The sequence below is a fragment of the Enterococcus sp. AZ071 genome (genome assembly GCF_050499065.1).
Taxonomy (GTDB): Bacteria; Bacillota; Bacilli; order Lactobacillales; family Enterococcaceae; genus Enterococcus_A; species Enterococcus_A ferrettii.
In genome coordinates, this window is sequence record NZ_JBIPAS010000001.1 from 78,939 (window position 1) to 98,092 (window position 19,154).

The following is a 19,154-nucleotide window of genomic DNA, read 5'->3' on the forward strand; positions in this document are numbered from 1 at the left end:
AAAAAAACAGATTATTAGCGGCACTCATCTGAAGTCAGAGCGAGAGATGTCGAAGTAACTTGGCATATTTTCAGATCAAGAATCTCTAAGAAATAGCTGCTGTCGGTATGTACCAAGATTCTTTCTACTAGGCGATAGAATCAAGCCTATCTGTAAATAGAACCGCTTAACCGCCAATCCTGTCGTATAAAAAGACAGAACCTGTTCATCGGGGAGGGTGTTAGAGTAGTAAACTAATTTTTGTAAACAAGAATAAACAAGAAAGGATGGATGGTCGTCATGTGTACAAGTATTTTTATCACAACTAAAGATGATAAACATGTATTATCTAGAACAATGGATTTTTCATACCCTTTAAATATAGGGCCGATGTATTTTCCGAGAAAGCATAGTTGGTTATCTGATAGTGATCAAGCACAACGAGTAAATACCCTAGGATTTTTAGGAACAGGAAGAGAAACCGGTGGGACTTACTTAGTTAGCGATGGGGTAAATGAACGAGGAATATCAATTGCAGAATTATATTTACCTGGTGAAGCTGTGTATCAATCAAGCGCAAAACCAGGAAAAATTAATCTGTGTCCACAAGAATTCATTATGTGGGTTTTAGGCACCATAGAATCTCTTGAGGAATTAGAGGAGCTGCTGCCGTTTGTAAACTTAGTTGGCAAAACAATTCCTGAATTAGGTGTGGTGGTTCCTTTACATTGGATTTTAACCGATACAAAAGGAAGATCCGTTGTGATCGAACCAACAGGATCAGAGCTAAGCTTTAAAGAAAATCCTGTAAATGTGTTAACAAATACCCCTCAATTGGAATGGCACATCGAAAATTTGAGAAACTATTTGAATGTTCAACCGGAACAATTACCAAAAGTTAAATTTGGGGAATACGAAGCAAGTCCGTTTTCTCAAGGAACTGGAACTTCTGGCTTGCCCGGAGGATACACACCACCAGAAAGATTTGTGAGAGCTGCTTTCTTTAAAGAACATATTGAAGAAGCAGAAAATGAAGAGGAAGCAGTCCGGAATTCTCTGCATATCTTAGGAACAGTCAAAATTCCTAAAGGGATCGTAATAGAAACTACCGGGAGTCCAGATTATTCACAGTTCATAAGTATTTTGTGTAATGAGAGTAGAACGATCTATTATCAAGACTATTCAAGTAACAGTATTACTAAAGTATCGATGACAGATGAGCTGCTGAAGCAAGAAGATATTAAGGAATTTAAGGTTAGCAAAACACTTGAGTACAAGTGATCAATGAAAGATTAGGAGAAACAGTATGAAAAATAATATTCCAGTGTTTGGATCAAAACAAGCACAGGAAAATGTCATTCTAAACAAATTGAACCAAGAACCGTTAGAGCCAGAAATGGCTTATCGATTGATTAAGGATCAATTGATTGATGAAGGCAATGCACGACAAAATATGGCAACATTTTGTCAAACCTATATGGAACCTGAAGCAAATAAATTAATGGCAGAAACCCTTGAAAAAAATGCCATTGACAAGTCAGAGTATCCAAGTACAGCCGCAATAGAAGAAGCTTGTGTCAACATTATTGCCGATTTATGGAATGCACCAAGTATGGAAAATAAGATTGGAACATCCACTGTGGGTTCTAGTGAAGCTTGCATGCTAGGTGGAATGGCCATGAAATTTAGATGGCAAGAAGAAGCAGTAAAAAGAGGCGTAGATATTATTAAGAATAAACCGAACTTGGTAATTTCTTCAGGCTATCAAGTTTGCTGGGAAAAATTCTGCGTCTACTGGGACATCGAACTTAGAACCGTTCCAATGGACGAAGACCAGCTTAGCATCGATGTAGACAAAGTAATGGACTACGTAGACGACTATACAATTGGTATTGTTGGAATTTTAGGAATTACTTACACCGGAAAATATGATGACATTAAAGCTCTAGATGAGAAGGTTGAACAATTTAATCAGGAAACAGGAAGAGAATTAGGAATCCATGTAGACGCAGCGAGTGGTGGAATGTTTGCACCATTTGTTTTTCCAGATTTAGAATGGGATTTCCGATTAAACAATGTTGTTTCAATCAACACTTCAGGCCATAAATATGGCTTGGTTTATCCAGGGATTGGCTGGGTCATTTGGAAAGATCGCAAGTATCTGCCAGAAAAATTAATTTTTAGCGTAAGCTACTTAGGTGGAAGTATCCCAACCATGGCAATTAATTTTTCGCGCAGTGCGAGTCAAATTTTAGGTCAGTACTACAATTTCTATCGTTTCGGCTTTGAGGGCTATAAATCGATTCATTTAAGAACTCAAAAGGTAGCAATGAAGATCGCCCAAGCTATCGAAAAAACGGAGCTGTTTGACATCTATAACGATGGTTCAAACATTCCTATCGTTTGTTACAAATTAAAGGATAATTCGTCGGTGGCTTGGAATTTATATGATCTAGCAGACCGCTTACAAATGAAGGGATGGCAAGTGCCCGCCTATCCATTACCCGAAGATTTAGAAAATATTGTGATTCAACGATTTGTCTGTCGCGGGGACTTTGGAATGAACATGGCAGACGCGTTGATCCAAGACATTAATCGATCTATTTCTGAACTAAATAAAGCAGATGTATCCATGCATGTTCATGAAAAACCACATGTTCAAGGCTTCACTCATTAATCAATAGTAACTATTTTAGATAGGAGAGAATAAATTATGAAAAAAATTGCTTTAATTACCTTTGAGGATAACGCATCGAATTACGAAGCATTATCTCGACTAAAGAGAATTTCTAACGGAAACACGCTTGATATCAAACAAGCAGCTATTATCGAAAAAAACGGAAAAGGAACGGCCTTCTCAATCAAAGATAGTTTGGATTTTGAAAGTGGCAACCGTGTGGCAACCGGTGGTTTAATTGGTGCAATTATCGGTATTTTAGGTGGTCCTTTAGGAGTATTATGCGGCTGGGTTATTGGTGATCTTGCTGGTGTAGGGACCAATTATGTTAAGGCTAAGAAGACAACAACAATTTTTGACAGAGTCAGTGAGAATTTGATGCCTAATACTTCAGGTCTAATTGTGTACATGGACGAAGACGATGAAGAATTATTGGATGTACTCATTGCAAATGTTTTACATGGTCAAATCGAACGTTTCAATTATCAAGAAGTTAAAGAAGATGTTGACGTTGCAAACAAACATTTAGGGGAGGATTAAGAATATGAAATTGAATAAAACATTAGTAATTACGATGATAGGTTTGGGCTCTACAGCGGCTTTGTTAGGAGCCTGTGGGAAAACTGAGGAACAATCTGGTGACGTTGTCGGCGGGTCAGTCTCTGAAACAGTTATGACCGATGACAGTGGTGATGATATTGTTGTTGGTTCTGAAAGCTTGAAAGATGATGGCTACTTTAAAGATATTGTTACGGATGGAATTGATCCTAGAGTAAAAGACAAAATTTCTTATGCTACGGACTATTCGAATTCGGACTGGGATGGTATCACACTTGATATTGCTCATGCCAAATTAGTAACTGTCGACCACTACAAGGATAAAGATGGTAAAAACTTTAAAACATTGTTATCTCTGAAATATAAGATCGAAAATGAAGATTCTTCTGACAAGCACATTACACCTGATAAGGCTGAAATGATTTTGTCGGATGGAACGAAAGTAAAAGCTCAGACTTTTTTTGATACATGGGATGATGAAATTTTGACATCTAATAAACACAAGGATGGCTATATTCATTTCAGAATGGAAGATGAAGAAAAGCTAGAAAATATTAAGGGTGTGGATGTAACCTTCAAGGCTAAAGACGATTCAGGCGAAGAAGTCTCTCACACTTACAAAATTGATTTTCCGTTAGATGCAGAAGAATAAATCTTAGATTCTCTCGGAGCCCAGGAGTGACAGAATCAAAAAGTAGTTAACATTAATTGAACAGATTATTGTTTAACGGAAGTTCAAAAAAAGGAAAGATGCACTGCTTGCGTTTTGAATAAGGTTGAAAGAGCGGTATACATTAAATAAGCAAAGCACCTCAACGTAAAAATTTAGATGTTGGGGTGCTGTTTGCTTAAATTAAACACAATTCTGAAAAGAGAAGAAAAGTTTCTTTTGTCTTGCCTTATTGTCTTTTCAAATAGTATACTTTTGTGAAATAGCAATCATCTCAGTGCTTTTTTATTTCCTCTAGACTTTCTTCTATACTAATACTATGAATATAGCTTATTTCTGCAATTCGTTCCAAAAACCTAAGGCCAACAAATTTGCTACTAATTCAAAAGTAAGATTGCTGCCAGATAAATCACTGCCTGTTTTACAATTCAGTATTTCATCCACCCCATGAATTTTCTTTATCGTAGGATTAGTAGTAATTAACCAAACTTTTGCTTTATCGGGTTTGGTTAAACGGTTATCTTCAGGCAGTAAAACTCTAAAATATTCTCCTGATACAGAAAAGAAGATATATAAAGAATAAGGCTCCATATTATTTAATAGTTCAGCTTGTTCCTTGTAACTAGTAACCGCTTCGATATTCTCTTTGAAATTATGAATATTGGAATACAAATTTGCTGCGGTTTTTCCTGATTGCATATTTCCAACTAAGTAAACTTTACGAAAATTTTTTATATCTCCAATTAATTTGAGCAATCGTTCTTCGAATTCTTTCTCCTGCATAAAGTGAAAGTTCTCGATGACACTTTCTAAATATTGTTGGATCCAATTTTCAGTATCTGCATGCTGTTTCAGAACAAATTTGCCACCCCTGTCTGGGAAAAAATTCGATAACTCTGCCCTAAAATCGTAAAAATCTTCATAACCGATCAGTTTACAGAAGCGACTGATACTAGGCTTGGAAACGTTACATAATTTTGCTAATTCCGATGAAGAAGTACTTTTAATAGTTGCAATATTACTAATTAGTGTTTTGGCAATTTGATAATTAATTGAATCAGTACTTTCGCCTTCGATTATTCCCCACAATCTAATCATTAGCTTGTTCATTTCTTTCCTCTTTTCTCAATTTTAGAAAAATAGCTGTCTAAATTTATATCGGTTTTTACGGATGCTGAAAAGCGCCACTCCAGAATCTACAGCAATTCACGTACCTTTCTATTGCTTTCAGAAGAATTGACCAAGACCCTTAAAGACTACCTGCATGGATAAGTAGAAATCTAAGTGTCATTTCAGAATCGTTTTTCTGCTATATAAAATTAGAAAAAATACTATTAGCCAGTTTAAAGATCCTTAGGAAAACGATTCGATCATTTTGATGGTAATTATATATCGATAGTGATCCGATTTACAAGTTAATTTAATAGAGACAATTGATCAATTCAAGTCTTCACAAAAAAAATAAACGTGTTTCTGAAATAGAAACAGTTCCATATTGGCGAGAAACAAGATAGTTGATATAGTCTAAATAACAAATTTGTAGAGTCATTCGGATGAATAAATTTTGAAGGAGAAGGACAATGGACTATAAAAAACTAGGGTTAGATATACTTGAAGCTGTAGGTGGTAAGGAAAATGTAACTGTATTAACACATTGTGCTACACGGTTGCGTTTTGAGTTAAAAGATTTTGAGAAAGTTGACACAAAACGAATTGACGAAATGAAAGGGGTTTTAAAAAGTTTGTCCTCAGGCGGACAGTTCCAAGTTGTAATAGGTCCCAACGTTACCCTAGCGTATCAGGCAGTACAAGAAGCTCTGGGAAATGAAACCATCTCAGAAGTTTCCCCCGCTGCTGCGGATACTTCTCTAAGCTCCAAATTGTTAGCAACCATTACAGGTATTTTTACTCCGATCATACCTGCAATCACTGCTGCAGGTATGGTTAAAGCAGTATTAGCCTTATTAAAAGTATTCAATCTTATTGATGTCGACGGACAGACCTTTGCTATTTTAACATTTGCTTCAGATGCAGCCTTCTATTTTATGCCGATTTTATTAGCGGCATCCTGCGCTAAGATGTTTAGAATGAGTAGCGGTTTGGCAATGATGTTAGCGGGTATTTTACTCCATCCAAGTTTCCAAGCACTAGTAGCCGCTGGAGATCCCGTAAAGTTTTTTGGCGTACCCGTACGTTTAGTGAATTATGCGTCATCCGTTATTCCGATCATTTTGATTGTTTTTGTAGCCTCTTACGTAGAACGATTTGCCAATAAGATCTTGCCAGATGTTGTGAAGTATATATTCAGACCATTGTTAGTTATGGTAGTGATGATTCCAGCTTCGTTATGGCTTTTGGGACCCTTCGGCGGATATGTCGGCGATGGCATAGCAGGGATTATTTCAAGTATCGATGGTGTCGCCCCTTGGATGATTCCTACTATTATGGGAACATTTACCCCCGTTTTGGTTATGTTTGGCCTTCATAATGGACTTATGCCTATTGCAACTTCTCAGTTATCTGTCCAAGGCTACGAAACAATTTATGGACCAGGTATGTTGGCTTCAAATATTGCACAAGGAGCAGCCTCATTGGCAGTTTCGCTGAAATCAAAGGATAAAACAGTGAAACAAACCGCTCTTTCGACTGGCTTTACTGCATTAATGGGTATCACAGAACCCGCGATGTATGGGATTACCTTAAGATTCAAAAAGGTTCTATTTGCTGTAATGGTTGGTGGCGGAGTTGCTGGCCTATATTCGGGGTTAAGCGGACTGGTTCGTTATTCATTTGGGAGTCCAGGACTAGCAACCTTGCCCGTATTTATTGGTGACGATCCGGCAAATATTGGAAAAGCACTTATTACGGCTGGATTGAGCTTTGCGGTAACATTTGCGATATGCATGTTTATTAAAATAGAAGACACACAAGAAAAGGCACAGTAGAGGAGAAATTTCATGTCAATTAAATATAAATTCCCCAAAGATTTTCTTTGGGGCGGAGCAATTGCAGCAAATCAAACGGAGGGCGCCTGGCTGACCGATGGAAAGCTGCCAAACTGTACGGATGTAATGGCCGGAATTGGCTTAGATGCTAAACAACCAGGGATTTCCTATAATCCGAAAACAGATTGTTTTTCAATGGATTTAGATGAAAATAAGAAATACATGTCTCATGAAGGAATTGATTTTTACCATAGATATAAAGAAGATTTAGCCTTATTGTCCGGTATGGGGCTGAAGGCCTTTAGAACATCCATCAGTTGGGCTAGGATTTTTCCTAAAGGTGATGAGGAAGAACCAAATGAAGAGGGCTTGCAATTTTATGACGACTTATTTGATGAAATTATAAAGAACGGGATGGAGCCAGTAATTACGTTAAGTCATTATGAAACACCGTTGCATTTACTTACTCATTATCGCGGATGGGTCAATCGCGAAATGATTACTTTCTTTGAACGCTATGCAAGAGTTGTGCTGGAGCGTTACAAAGACAAAGTTAAATACTGGATGACCTTTAATGAAATAAACAATATGTATCAAATGCCCTTTGCTGCAGGAGGATATCTTCCAAGAAAAATTGATCCCAATGCTCCGTATCTGGCGGCTAATTATACGGATGACGATTTGTATCAAGCAGCACATCATATGTTCGTCGCATCTTCTTTAGCTGTTAAGGCATGTCATGAATTAGCACCAGATAGTTTGTGTGGAGCAATGATTACCAGCTCTCCGGTAGCAACCTATCCTTACAGCTGTAATCCCGATGACATTTTGGGAACAATGAATGCACGAAGAAAAACATTTTTCTTCACGGATGTCATGTGTCGTGGAAACTATCCAACCTATATTAATCGAATATGGAAAGAAAAAAATTGCCAACCCGAAATGTTGAGTGAAGATATAGACATAATAAGTACCTATACGGCGGATTATTTAGCGATCAGTTACTATCGTAGCAGTACGTATAAAAGCGATTTTGTAATCAATGATGCCAGTGGTAGTCTAACAAGTGGTGCCAATGGAGCGATCAATCCCTATTTAAAGGAAACTACGCCAGAACCTTGGTGTTGGCCGATTGATCCAAAGGGACTAAGATACGCACTAAATGAATTAACAGATCGCTACCAGCTGCCTATTTTTATGGTTGAAAATGGAGTAGGGCTGGCTGAAGAATACACGGGTGAAAGGATTGAAGATCCACAAAGAGTGAAGTTTTTAGAGGCTCACTTAAGCCAAGTCCAGGAAGCGATTCAAGATGGTTGTGATATTTTAGGCTATTTATGGTGGGGACCAATGGACATTGTGTCTGCGGGAACTGGTGAAATGAAAAAGAGATACGGCTTCATCTATGTAAATCGTCACGATGATGGAAGTGGCGATTTACATCGAACACCTAAAAAAAGTTACTACCGCTTCAAAGAAATAATCGAAAACAATGGTTTTTAAGGAATGATAAAAAAAGAAGAATATGTTGCATATAGTTATTTGATGCTTACTTTCACACTCTGGGGAAGTCTGTATGTTGTGAGTAAGCTGGTTTTAGGCAGAATACCATTGTTTACACTTTCTTTTCTCCGCTTTTTTTTCGCGTTTCTTTTGCTGCTTGCTTTAAACCGCGGCAGACTCATGAAGTTAAAAAAAGGTGACTATAAGTTTGTTATCCTTCTAGGATTTGTAGGTTACTTCTTTGCAGTTGGTGCACAACTGCTGGGAACTCATTATGTCGGAGCATCACTAGCTTCCTTACTAAATTCCTTAAATCCAATGACCATGTATGTTTTTGCTGTTTTTCTCACACAGGAAAAATTTTCGCTTCAGAAGATACTCTCGATAGTAATTTGTGCAATTGGTGTTCTTCTAATAGTGGGCAAAGGCAAAGAGCTGCATAGGGTGGGAATTCTCTTATCGGTGATTTCGGTCATTGTCTGGTCACTGGTTTCTATACTGATGAAGAAAGTAATGACGAAATATCCACCTCTTCATATTACTTGTTACGGAGTAGGAGTCGCGTGTATCTGCTATCTTCCAATTTCAATCGGGGAGTACAAAATAACAGGTGGTTTCCCATTAGATATGAATATCGTTCTACTAATTATTTATATGGGAGCAATCTGTACGGGATTAGGCTATTTTTTGTGGAATAAAAGTCTTGCTGTATTAGACCCAAGCACCTGCGCCATTTTTTATCCATTGCAGCCGGTTGTCTCAACTATACTGAGTGTTATCATTTTACAGGAAAAAATTTCGTGGTCATTTATTGTAGGATCTCTTTGTATCATAGTAGGCGTTTTTATCAATTTGTACAAAACGAGAGGAAAACAGACATGTTCAAATTCAAAGAACTTAATGAAGCTTTAGTTTCAATAGTCGATGGTGAAATGATTGCCATTACAACAGTTTCTGATGAAGTTTTTTCAGAAAAAATATTGGGAGAGGGTGTCGCATTTATCACTAATGGCAAGGAAGTCGTTGCGCCATTTGCAGGTGAATTAACCACGGTATTTCCTGGGGGACACGCTTATGGAATAACTAGATCTGATGGGGTTGAGGTTCTGATTCATATTGGAATTGATACGGTAAAATTAGATGGTAAGGGGTTTTTTCCTAAAGTCAAACAAGGCGAGAAAATTGTTGCTGGTGATACTTTAGTGAAGCTAGACTTAAACTTTCTCAAAACAACTGGTTTGGATTTGTGCATAATGTTAGTCATATTAAATACTAATGGAAAAGAAATCAAAATTAGTGAGTATGGAACTGTGAAAAAAGGTGTTAGTGAGGTTATGAGGATTACTTCTCAATAAAAAAAATCTAGCTTACTTATTGAAAAAAATCCGGCAAAATGAAGCAGCCTTACTTCTAAAGCTGTTGGCTAATCACCGCTCTATTAAGCTAAAACTAGCTAACGAACAAAAAACACTGAAATGGTGAAAAAATCGCCCATTTTGGTGTTTTTTGATTTGTAATGGTTAAGGTTATTGGCTAGAGTTTTATTCAAATGGCACATGAATGTGTATGACCGATGTATAATGGGTGTGTGAATAACGCACGTTAGAAACCTTATTTTGAAAGAAGGAACGGCAATGAAGACAAAAGAGAGATTAAACATCAACTTAGATAAAGAACTAAAAGAAGAAACGGGCAAGATTCTCAACGAGTTAGGCTTAGACTACACCACTGCCATTACGATGTATTTCAAGCAAATTGTAAATAAGAAAAGAATTCCTTTTGAAATATCCACCAAGAAATACTACTCTGTTGAAGAAATTTTTGGTGAGAACTGGAGAGACCAGGTAGCGGAGCTTGAAGATGAATGGGAATAAATGATGTAAGTAAAGATATCCCAAAAGGAACTGCGAATAATATTTTAAGACAAGCAGGTTTAAGGTGAAAAACGTTCGCTTTCTTGAACACTTGTGTCACTATTTTTACTAGAAAGGGGTTAATCCTATGCACATTTACTACGCTCTATTCAATTTGGCTGATGATGGAATTACTATAGAATTTCCAGGATTAGATTGTGCCTTTACCTTTGGAGCTGATATGCATGATGCTTTATATATGGCTAAAGATCTATTAGCTGGTTGGTTGATCAACGCAGAGGATGATGGAGAGACAATTCCTGAACCGTTACAGCCGTTTGAAATTCCAGTTCCAAAGGATGATTTATTGATTCCAATTGAAGTGAATACAGACATTTATCGACTAAAGTTCGAAAATCAAGCAATCAAGAAGACTCTGACCATTACGCGCTATCTGGATGCAATTGGTAAAGAACAAAACATCAATTTCTCTTTAGTTCTAACAGAAGCGCTAAAAGAAAAGTTGGGCATTTAGATGTAATTCATTGTCTATAATAATTATAAAAAAAACGATTTTTAATATCATCTTTGCTATTGGTATACTTGTTGTGAGGTGATGCACTTGGAAAAAAGAAATTCTGCAAAAAGAAGAATATACAGTCAATTATTAGGTAAAAGCCTTATCCTATTAGCTGCCGCGACGATCTATTTCTATGTTATAGATCCAAGCAGCTTTATCGAGAATCTTAAGAACTGCTGGATAATTATCCTATTACTACTAATTCTCTATTCTGCCGTAGCCGTAGATCAGCTTACCAGAATCAACTCTTTTCAAAGGAGTCTATGGTTAGGCGATGAGCACTTTAGCGAAGATAAATTAGTCATTTCTATCGTGAATGGTCAAATTGTGTTGGAAAAGGATTATTTGTCAAACTTTGTGGAATTTATTACTAAGGACGATTATATTTTACGAATACCTGCATTTGATTGGGTTATCACTATAAGAAAAACGCTCGTACCAATGCAGTTAAAAGCAGGATATACTAAAAGCTTTGGTAGAAGAGTGAGATTAGCAGATTCTGACAAGAAATTTCTCTTTAAGCAAGCGAAAAAAGAGCGGAAAAATCAAATTGTATTCTTTATTGCGCTACAAGTTATAGCTATTATTCTTTATGTGAGTTCAACTACGATCGCTGCTATGAATTCAAGCGATGAAACCAATTCATTTTTATTTCTATTCATTACTGTTCTTTCTTGTGTCGTTGCAATTTGGTTTAGCAAAACGATTATTAGTTTAGTGCTAACCCAGAGTACCGGACATAGTCTGGGCTTACCTAGAATAAATAGCGAGTATTATGAGTACCAAATTAAGGGAATGACAGTCAAAATGCTAAAAGACTCTGTAGATATCAGATATGATGATAGGGAGCGCGTTCTAATTACCACGATTGGCGAGTATAAATATATAGAAAGATTCAAGATGAAGGATTTCAATGTTTTTATGGATAGTTTAGTTTAATTGACCTAAATAAATACCTAAGAAAAGGACCTTTTTTAGCCTTCTCTTAGGTATTTTTTTGACGAAATCACTTAAGTTTAAAAATAAACAATGAAGGTCTATCATCAAACCAGCTATTCCCGATAAGTCTCCGGTAAAACAAAGCAGCCCTGCTCCTCAAGCTGTTGTCCAATCGCCAATAATAGATCCTCGCGACCTTTGGAAGCCATAAACTGAATTCCTAATGGCAGGCCTTCTGCTGTTAGATGTGTGGGCAGGCTTATAGCTGGCTGTCCAGTTAAATTCGCCAACTGGGTAAAAGGTGTCAGTACCAAGCTCTTTTCAAACATTTCATAAACGAGGCTTGCTAATTGTTCTTCGGTTAGACTTTCCGCATTTGCCAATCGTTCGCGAATATCCTCACTTTGTAATTCCTGGTCAATTTTGGGTGCGGGAAAGGCTGTAGTTGGTGTCAAAAACAAATCATATTCGGTAAATAGTTGTTCCATCGCAGCAGCAGCCTGATCCCATAAATTTAAAGCATTCACATATTTCTTCACGGGAGTTTTCTCGCCATATTGATAAATGCCCCAGGTCATTAATTCCATATCATCAATCGTCAATGATCGACCCAACTGCTGTTGAATATTTCCGAACATGGCTGAAGTCTCAGCGGCATTCATAGAATAATAGCTTTGAATGAGCTGTTGACCATCTACCGGCCAGGTAATTTCAGTAACTTCATGTCCTAAGTCTGTCAGCTGTTTCAAACTGTTTCGCATAGCTTTTACTGCTTCCTCTGAAACTGCGCTGCCAATGGGTGAATCTGTTAGATAAGCAATTTTTAATGACCGAGGGATTATGTGAGACTGCCACTCATCCTTCGGTGGATGATAGGGTGCTGCCTTGTCATTTCCTCGTAAAGCATAAAACAATTTCTCTGTGTCTCGCATGGAAACAGTCAAAGCAAAATCAATCGAGGCACCCTGCCAGCCACGCCAGCCGTCAGGTCCGCTAGGCATTGCTCCACGAGTAGGCTTTAGCCCGATTAATCCGCAAAAAGAAGCAGGAATCCGAATCGAGCCGCCGCCGTCACTTGCACCTGCAATTGGAACAATTCCGCTAGCCACCGCTGCTGCAGCACCTCCGCTGGAGCCGCCTGGTGAATGCTCAGTGTTCCAAGGATTACGGGCGGGGCCATAAAGTATTGGATCAGTAATATTTTTAAAACCAAACTCTGGAGCATTGGTCTTACCAGCCGCAACAAAGCCCAAGTCTTCAATTTTTTTCGTAAAATTTGAGGATGTATGAGAACGGACTTCTGCAAATAAACGCGAACCGTTTGTCGATTTCCAATAGCGCTTGTCTTGACCTCCCAACATTTTTAGGGGAAAAGGTACTCCGGCAAAGGGTGCGTCTTCAGCTGCTGAGAAGTCAGACAACTGGCTTAACAATTCTTCTCCAGACCATTCTACCCAAGCATTCAAGTGGGGATTTTCCTGCTGTATTTGCTGACTTAATGCTTGATAATAGTCAGCTAAACTGATTTCTTTTTGCTTGAATTGTTTACTCCAATAAGTAGCATCTTTCATACGGTCATGCCTCGTTTCTCTATCTCATTTCTATCCTACAAGTATAACAAAAGAAGAAGTGAAACGTTAAAATAACTCCTGTTGTACAATGTGACAAAAATGTTCGTTGATTCCAAGTGTAATGAATGGTTTTTCTGTCTTGAGCTGACTATAATAGTTTGAAAGTAAGGGAGGCATACCAATGCGAGAAATCCTACAACGGCCGTCAGTCAGGTATTGGCTGAGCTTTGTCGGCAAAACCATCTTTTATTTTGCTATTATTTTGTTTTTAATCTATCTATACCATTACAAGAGTATTCATGGCGGTAACTTTATTTACAACGAGTTTTAAAGGAGGGCAGCAGCTATGACAATAATTGAACAAATTGAACAATGGGCTCAAAATGATCCAGACCGTTTGGCTTACCAATCGGAGTCCGAATCCTTCACCTATCAAACATTACAAGACCAATCGCAACAGCTGGCCTATTACTTGCAGAATAACATTCCAGCTAAAGCACCAATTGTCATATTCGGCGAATTGGAGTTCGAGATGCTGGTGGGTTTCTTAGCCGCTGCAAAGTCGGGCCATGCCTATATTCCGATTGAGTCGACCACACCAATCGAACGAATTCAATTAATTTTGGAAGTAGCCCAGCCAGCATTCGTGCTGAGTGTCAGCGAATGGCCGATAGGTGTGAAAAGTGACATACCTGTTTTATCTTATGGGAAAATGAAAGAAGAAATGGAAAGTTTCCCAGTGGTTTCATTACAACCAGTAATTGGAGATGAGAACTACTATATTATCTTTACCTCCGGAACCACTGGTGTCCCTAAAGGCGTTCAAATTAGTCACGACAACTTAGTGAGTTTTGTCAGTTGGGATTTGTCTGCCTTCGGAATTAAGGAAGAAATGCGTTTCTTGTCACAAGCGCCGTATTCCTTTGATCTATCAGTCATGAGTATTTATCCTGCGCTATGCAGCGGAGGTACCCTCGTGCCGATGGAAAAACGGATCATTAATGATTTCAAAGCATTGTTTGCTTTTTTGCCCACTTTATCCTTAGATGTCTGGGTATCGACCCCTTCTTTCATGGATATTTGTTTAATGGAAAAGAATTTCGATGGCGAGCATATCCCATCTTTGAAAATTTTTCTGTTTTGCGGGGAAGAGCTGCCAAGGAAGACAGCACAAGAATTATTACGCCGTTTTCCTAATGCTAAGGTCTTTAATACCTATGGCCCAACAGAAGCAACGGTGGCAATTTCTGGTGTAGAAGTAACGCCGGAGCTGCTGGAGCAATTTGATCGAGTGCCAATTGGCTACGTAAAAGCAGATACCGAAGTACAGCTCACTGATGACAGTGAACTGCTAATTAAGGGACCTAGTGTTTCCAAGGGGTATATGAATAATCCTGAGAAAACAGAAGCGGCGTTCTTCACCGAAGAAGGTACCCGAGTGTATCGTACTGGAGATGCTGTTCGTATAACTGAAGAAGGTCTGCTTTTATATGAAGGTCGAATCGATTTTCAGGTGAAGCTTCACGGGTATCGGATCGAATTGGAAGATATTGACCATCATTTGGAACAAGTTTCCTATGTACAGCAAGCAGTTGTTGTGCCGAAATATCAGCAGCATAAGGTTCAACAGTTAGTCGCTTATGTTGTTGCAGCAGACAATTCTTTTGAAAAAGCTTTTCAACTAACAAAGGCTATCAAGGAAGAGCTGGCGGATCGTGTAATGGACTATATGATACCTCAACGTTTTGTCTATGTGGAGCAGCTGCCTCGAACTGCTAATGGCAAGCTGGACCGCAAAGGACTGATTGCTGAGGTGAATCAAACATGATGCTGCCACATATGAATCCTTACGCAGCACCTAGCTATTTCGTGTATCTGGTAATTGCACTGCTGCCGATTATTATTGCATTACTTTGGAAGGGCAAACGGTTGCCGATCTATCAATCGATCGTAACGCTGCTGTTTCTCTACATTTCCTTTGGTGGGGCAGATGCTAACCAAGGCTTGGCTTTAATTGGTTACGTCATTTATCAAAGTCTGTTAGTCTGGCTCTATCATCGCTACCGAGCAAAACAGAACAAATCAGGCGTGTTTTACACAGCGGTATTTTTAAGTATCCTTCCGCTAGTCTTAGTTAAGATTACGCCATTTTTGGAAAATGGAAATGCCTCGATTGTTGGCTTTCTAGGAATTTCTTATTTAACCTTTAAGTCGGTACAGATGATTATGGAAATGCGAGATGGCATGATCAAGGAATACAGTCCGCTGCATTATATCCAGTTCCTGCTGTTTTTTCCTACCATTTCATCTGGTCCAATTGACCGTTACCGTCGATTCACCAAAGATTTGGAAGAACCGCCAGCACCGGATAAATACGTTGATCTATTAGGAGCGGGCGTTAAAAATATTTTCTTGGGGTTCCTTTACAAGTTCATTATTGGCTATTATTTTGGTCAGGTGTGGTTGCCTATTGCTGACCATATTGCCATGCGTCATGGTGGATTTTCATGGGCCTTGGTTGCTTACATGTATATCTACAGTATGTACTTGTTCTTCGATTTTGCTGGTTACAGTCTTTTTGCGATTGGAACTAGTAAGCTGATGGGCTTTGAAACACCACCAAACTTCAATAAGCCGTTTCTGTCTTGGAATATCAAGGAATTCTGGAATCGTTGGCACATGACCTTGTCCTTCTGGTTCCGTGACTATATTTATATGCGTTTAATGTTCACCTTGCTGAAAAAGAAAACCTTCAAAAGTCGTATTGTGGCTTCAAACGTGGGTTACTTTGCCTTGTTTATGATTATGGGCGTTTGGCATGGACTGACCTGGTATTACCTGCTTTACGGTCTTTATCATGCATCACTGATTTGTTTAACCGATGCTTGGTTGAGATTTAAGAAGAAGCACAAAGAGCTGCCTTCTAATCGATGGACTCATGCCTTGGCAGTATTCTTAACTTTCAACGCTGTCTGTCTTAGCTTCCTGATTTTCTCAGGATTTCTCGATAAGCTATTGTTTCACCACTTATAATTAAAAGGAGCGATTTATCATGGAAGAAAGCATTTTTAACATTTTAGAAGAAATAACTGGTACCGACGAAGTAAGAGCGAATCCTGATGTTAATCTATTTGACGAAGGCCTAATGGATTCATTGGCAACCGTTCAGCTGCTAGTGGAATTAGAAGGACAATTGGATGTCCAAGTACCTGTTTCAGAGTTTGACCGCGACCAATGGAACACACCAAATAAAATTATTGCCCAAGTGAAGGCTTTACAGTAATGAAAAAAAAGCTGTTCGGCATTTTCGGACCGATCCTGCTTGCCGCGGTTTTGTTGCTTCTGTTGTTCTTTTCTCCAGTGAGAAAAAATACGAGTGATCCGGCATTGCTGAAAGAAGCATCCAGCTCAATGTCTGGAAATATCTTGCGAGGCAACGATATAAAAAGGGGCGCGGTCCGAACCGGACAATATGTACCGTTTTTCGGTTCATCAGAGCTAAGCCGTATCAGTCCATTCCATCCTTCGGTCTTAGCTGAGAAGTATCAACGAGGCTATACACCCTTTCTGATGGGGGCACCGGGCACACAGTCATTGACCCAATTTATGATGATGCAATCGTTAGGTAGTGAGATAAAGGGCAAAAAAGCTGTATTTATCATTTCTCCCCAATGGTTCGTTAAGGATGGTATTAAACGAGATTATTTCGATGCCTATTACTCACCAGAGCAAACCTTAAATTGGGTGTTGAATCTGAAAGAGGTCGCACCAAATGATAAATATTTAGCTGACCGTCTGTTAAGCTATGGTGTTGTGAATAAGGACGACCGTTTAGCTCGCATGCTTAATCAAATTAAGGAAGGCGAACTGCCTAATAAGGAAGACTTGCGAATAAGTGAGATGAAATACAATATGTTAAGTCGTGAAGATGAATTATTTAGTACGATTGGTATGCGCTCGAAACAAGAGGCCATTGATAAAAATACCAAAGCGCTGCCTGATAATTATGACTTTGCGACACTGGATCAATTGGCAGATCAAATTGGACGCAAAGCAACTAAAGGGAATAACTTTGAAATCCAACACCATTTCTTCAAGCAACGGATTCAACCACAATTGAAGCAAATGGAAGGCTCACAAAAGGATTGGGATTATCGCTATTCCACTGAATTTTCCGATTTTCAATTGGCCTTGGATCAATTAGCTAAAGAACATACGGATTGTCTATTCATTATTCCGCCAGTCAACGGGCGCTGGGCTGCTTATACCGGATTGTCGCAGCCAATGCTGGAACAATTTGCTCAAAAAATTAAGTATCAGCTGAATTCTCAAGGCTTCAACAATGTTGTCGATATGACGGATAAGGCCAATGAACCTTACTTCATGCAAGATACCATTCACTTAGGCTGGAAAGGCTGGTTAACTGCGGATCAGTATATTCAACCATTTTTGGAAAACAAACAACCCGTAGAGGTAAACTATCAAATCAATAACAGTAAGTTTTTAAGTCCTGAATGGCAAAAGACTGATCCAACCAAGCTTGGAGATTAAATAGATGACTCACTCACTAAACCTGTGTTAATCTGCTTAGACAATAAGTGGAGGTGTTCGCTATGAATAAAACGGTTTTAGTTACTGGCGGTACTGGTTTTTTAGCGCTACATATTATTCATCAGCTATTGCAGCAGAAGTTTCAAGTCAGAACAACTGTACGCTCCCTAAAACGTGCCGATTATATAAAAGATACAATGAGTGCTAATGGGATTACCGATCTTAGCAAGCTGACCTTTGTGGAAGCTGATTTGTTGAAGGATGATGGCTGGGATCAGGCGGTTGAAGACCAAGAGTACGTGTTAAGTGTTGCTTCACCAGTCTTTTTCTCAGTCCCTAAGGATGAAAATGAAATGATTCGTCCAGCCGTAGAAGGCATTCAACGAATCCTAACAGCTGCCAGTAAAGCAGATGTCAAACGGGTAGTCATGACCTCTAACTTCGGTGCACTAGGCTTCAGTAATCTAGACCATAATAAGGTAACAACCGAACAGGATTGGACAGATGAACAGCAACCCGGTCTCTCACTTTATGAGAAATCTAAGCTTTTAGCAGAAAAGGCAGCATGGGAATTTATCGAGCATGACCGCAGTGGAATGGAGTTTGCGACAGTCAATCCTGTAGCAATTTTCGGACCTCCGCTGGATGATCATACCTCAGGCAGTTTTAGCGTATTGAAAATGGTCTTTGGCAAAGCATTTCCTAATCTTCCCTTGAATGTGGTTGATGTCAGAGATGTAGCGGATATCCATATTCGAGCAATGACTACTCCTGAGGCTAGAAATCAACGGTTTATTGCATCTACTGATGGAGAAATTACGCTATTGGAGATTGAAGAGCTGATCCGTAAAGAACGTCCGCAACTAGCGTCTCAATTAACGACTAGAACCATTTCCGCTTGGGCGATTGAAATTGCTTCCTATTTCAATAGTAGAGCCAAAGAAGGAAAGCTTATGCTGGCTATGAATCGTAATATCAGCAATCAAAAAGCAAAGGATGTCCTAGAGTGGCGGCCAATGTTCACTAAAGAGCAGACGGTCTTGGATTCAATTGATAGTATGGTGAAAAATGGCGAGCTTTGATGCTTTTTCTAGAATTCACATGTGCTAAGTTAATTGTTCAATAGGTGACAGCAAGACAAGCAAAATAAATATGTATAAAAGTGATTAAACAGTTGGTACCTGACTGTTTGGCCACTTTTTTACAGTTTAAAAAGTTTTAGTTTGCAAGAATAGGGATCTGTTTCAAAGGCATACAGCAGACTCTTGGATTAATGCTCACAATATTGGATTTTCAAAGAACGAGCTTTTACTACAAGCTGAGAATTT

General features: G+C 38.8%; 19 protein-coding genes. 17 read left to right on the forward strand and 2 right to left on the reverse strand.

Translation table 11 applies throughout. The features are described 5' to 3' along the window. Positions 1-279 precede the first annotated feature (279 nt). The 4 genes from IGI49_RS00355 to IGI49_RS00370 are packed head-to-tail and all read left to right on the forward strand — an operon-like array spanning position 280 to position 3,866. On the forward strand, positions 280-1,260 hold the full coding sequence (locus IGI49_RS00355) for a choloylglycine hydrolase family protein (RefSeq protein ID WP_429962976.1): 981 nt from the start codon (positions 280-282) through the stop codon (positions 1,258-1,260). Positions 1,261-1,285: 25 nt separating this feature from the next. Further along, positions 1,286-2,656 carry a glutamate decarboxylase gene (locus IGI49_RS00360; protein WP_429962977.1) on the forward strand — a complete coding sequence of 457 codons (1,371 nt, stop codon included), beginning with the start codon at positions 1,286-1,288 and terminating at the stop codon, positions 2,654-2,656. Positions 2,657-2,692: 36 nt separating this feature from the next. Beyond that, entirely contained in the window at positions 2,693-3,196 is a 504-nt protein-coding gene (locus tag IGI49_RS00365) for a hypothetical protein (RefSeq protein ID WP_429962978.1), read from the forward strand. Positions 3,197-3,200: 4 nt separating this feature from the next. Beyond that, positions 3,201-3,866 (forward strand): hypothetical protein, encoded by a 666-nt coding sequence (locus IGI49_RS00370; protein ID WP_429962979.1) that lies wholly within the window; start codon positions 3,201-3,203, stop codon positions 3,864-3,866. Between the two features lie 348 nt (positions 3,867-4,214). Here IGI49_RS00370 and IGI49_RS00375 read toward each other — a convergent pair whose 3' ends face one another. Next, positions 4,215-4,994 (reverse strand): MurR/RpiR family transcriptional regulator, encoded by a 780-nt coding sequence (locus tag IGI49_RS00375; RefSeq protein WP_429962980.1) that lies wholly within the window; start codon positions 4,992-4,994, stop codon positions 4,215-4,217. A gap of 470 nt (positions 4,995-5,464) precedes the next feature. Here IGI49_RS00375 and IGI49_RS00380 point away from each other — a divergent pair, with 470 nt between their 5' ends. The 7 genes from IGI49_RS00380 (at position 5,465) to IGI49_RS00410 (ending at position 11,704) form a co-directional block, all read left to right on the forward strand. After that, positions 5,465-6,829: a PTS transporter subunit EIIC gene (locus IGI49_RS00380; protein WP_429962981.1), complete on the forward strand. Its 1,365-nt coding sequence runs from the start codon at positions 5,465-5,467 to the stop codon at positions 6,827-6,829. A gap of 12 nt (positions 6,830-6,841) precedes the next feature. After that, positions 6,842-8,332 (forward strand): glycoside hydrolase family 1 protein, encoded by a 1,491-nt coding sequence (locus IGI49_RS00385; RefSeq protein WP_429962982.1) that lies wholly within the window; start codon positions 6,842-6,844, stop codon positions 8,330-8,332. Positions 8,333-8,335: 3 nt separating this feature from the next. After that, a complete protein-coding gene (locus IGI49_RS00390; protein ID WP_429962983.1) occupies positions 8,336-9,244 on the forward strand; it encodes a DMT family transporter in 909 nt (302 codons plus the stop codon). Then, complete coding sequence (locus IGI49_RS00395; RefSeq protein WP_429962984.1) at positions 9,211-9,687, forward strand: PTS sugar transporter subunit IIA; 477 nt, start codon at positions 9,211-9,213, stop codon at positions 9,685-9,687. The genes IGI49_RS00390 and IGI49_RS00395 overlap by 34 nt, the downstream gene beginning before the upstream one ends. Positions 9,688-9,966: 279 nt before the next feature. Continuing rightward, complete coding sequence (locus IGI49_RS00400; RefSeq protein WP_429962985.1) at positions 9,967-10,206, forward strand: type II toxin-antitoxin system RelB/DinJ family antitoxin; 240 nt, start codon at positions 9,967-9,969, stop codon at positions 10,204-10,206. Between the two features lie 127 nt (positions 10,207-10,333). Continuing rightward, positions 10,334-10,720 (forward strand): type II toxin-antitoxin system HicB family antitoxin, encoded by a 387-nt coding sequence (locus IGI49_RS00405; RefSeq protein ID WP_429962986.1) that lies wholly within the window; start codon positions 10,334-10,336, stop codon positions 10,718-10,720. Between the two features lie 87 nt (positions 10,721-10,807). Next, entirely contained in the window at positions 10,808-11,704 is an 897-nt protein-coding gene (locus IGI49_RS00410; RefSeq protein ID WP_429962987.1) for a hypothetical protein, read from the forward strand. A gap of 113 nt (positions 11,705-11,817) precedes the next feature. On the opposite strand, the gene IGI49_RS00415 is transcribed toward IGI49_RS00410, so the two are convergent. Continuing rightward, entirely contained in the window at positions 11,818-13,275 is a 1,458-nt protein-coding gene (locus tag IGI49_RS00415) for an amidase (RefSeq protein WP_429962988.1), read from the reverse strand. A gap of 181 nt (positions 13,276-13,456) precedes the next feature. Between IGI49_RS00415 and IGI49_RS00420 the strand changes: the two genes are divergently transcribed. From IGI49_RS00420 to IGI49_RS00445, 6 genes are all read left to right on the forward strand, one after another. After that, complete coding sequence (locus tag IGI49_RS00420; protein WP_207705267.1) at positions 13,457-13,606, forward strand: teichoic acid D-Ala incorporation-associated protein DltX; 150 nt, start codon at positions 13,457-13,459, stop codon at positions 13,604-13,606. A gap of 15 nt (positions 13,607-13,621) precedes the next feature. Then, positions 13,622-15,103 carry a D-alanine--poly(phosphoribitol) ligase subunit DltA gene (dltA, locus tag IGI49_RS00425; protein WP_429962989.1) on the forward strand — a complete coding sequence of 494 codons (1,482 nt, stop codon included), beginning with the start codon at positions 13,622-13,624 and terminating at the stop codon, positions 15,101-15,103. Continuing rightward, a complete protein-coding gene (gene dltB, locus IGI49_RS00430) occupies positions 15,100-16,308 on the forward strand; it encodes a D-alanyl-lipoteichoic acid biosynthesis protein DltB (RefSeq protein ID WP_429962990.1) in 1,209 nt (402 codons plus the stop codon). The genes dltA and dltB overlap by 4 nt, the downstream gene beginning before the upstream one ends. A 19-nt stretch (positions 16,309-16,327) precedes the next feature. Then, a complete protein-coding gene (dltC, locus tag IGI49_RS00435) occupies positions 16,328-16,558 on the forward strand; it encodes a D-alanine--poly(phosphoribitol) ligase subunit DltC (protein ID WP_207705270.1) in 231 nt (76 codons plus the stop codon). Beyond that, entirely contained in the window at positions 16,558-17,826 is a 1,269-nt protein-coding gene (gene dltD, locus IGI49_RS00440; protein WP_429962991.1) for a D-alanyl-lipoteichoic acid biosynthesis protein DltD, read from the forward strand. The genes dltC and dltD overlap by 1 nt, the downstream gene beginning before the upstream one ends. Before the next feature lie 62 nt (positions 17,827-17,888). Beyond that, positions 17,889-18,908 (forward strand): SDR family oxidoreductase, encoded by a 1,020-nt coding sequence (locus tag IGI49_RS00445; RefSeq protein WP_429962992.1) that lies wholly within the window; start codon positions 17,889-17,891, stop codon positions 18,906-18,908. Positions 18,909-19,154: the final 246 nt, after the last annotated feature.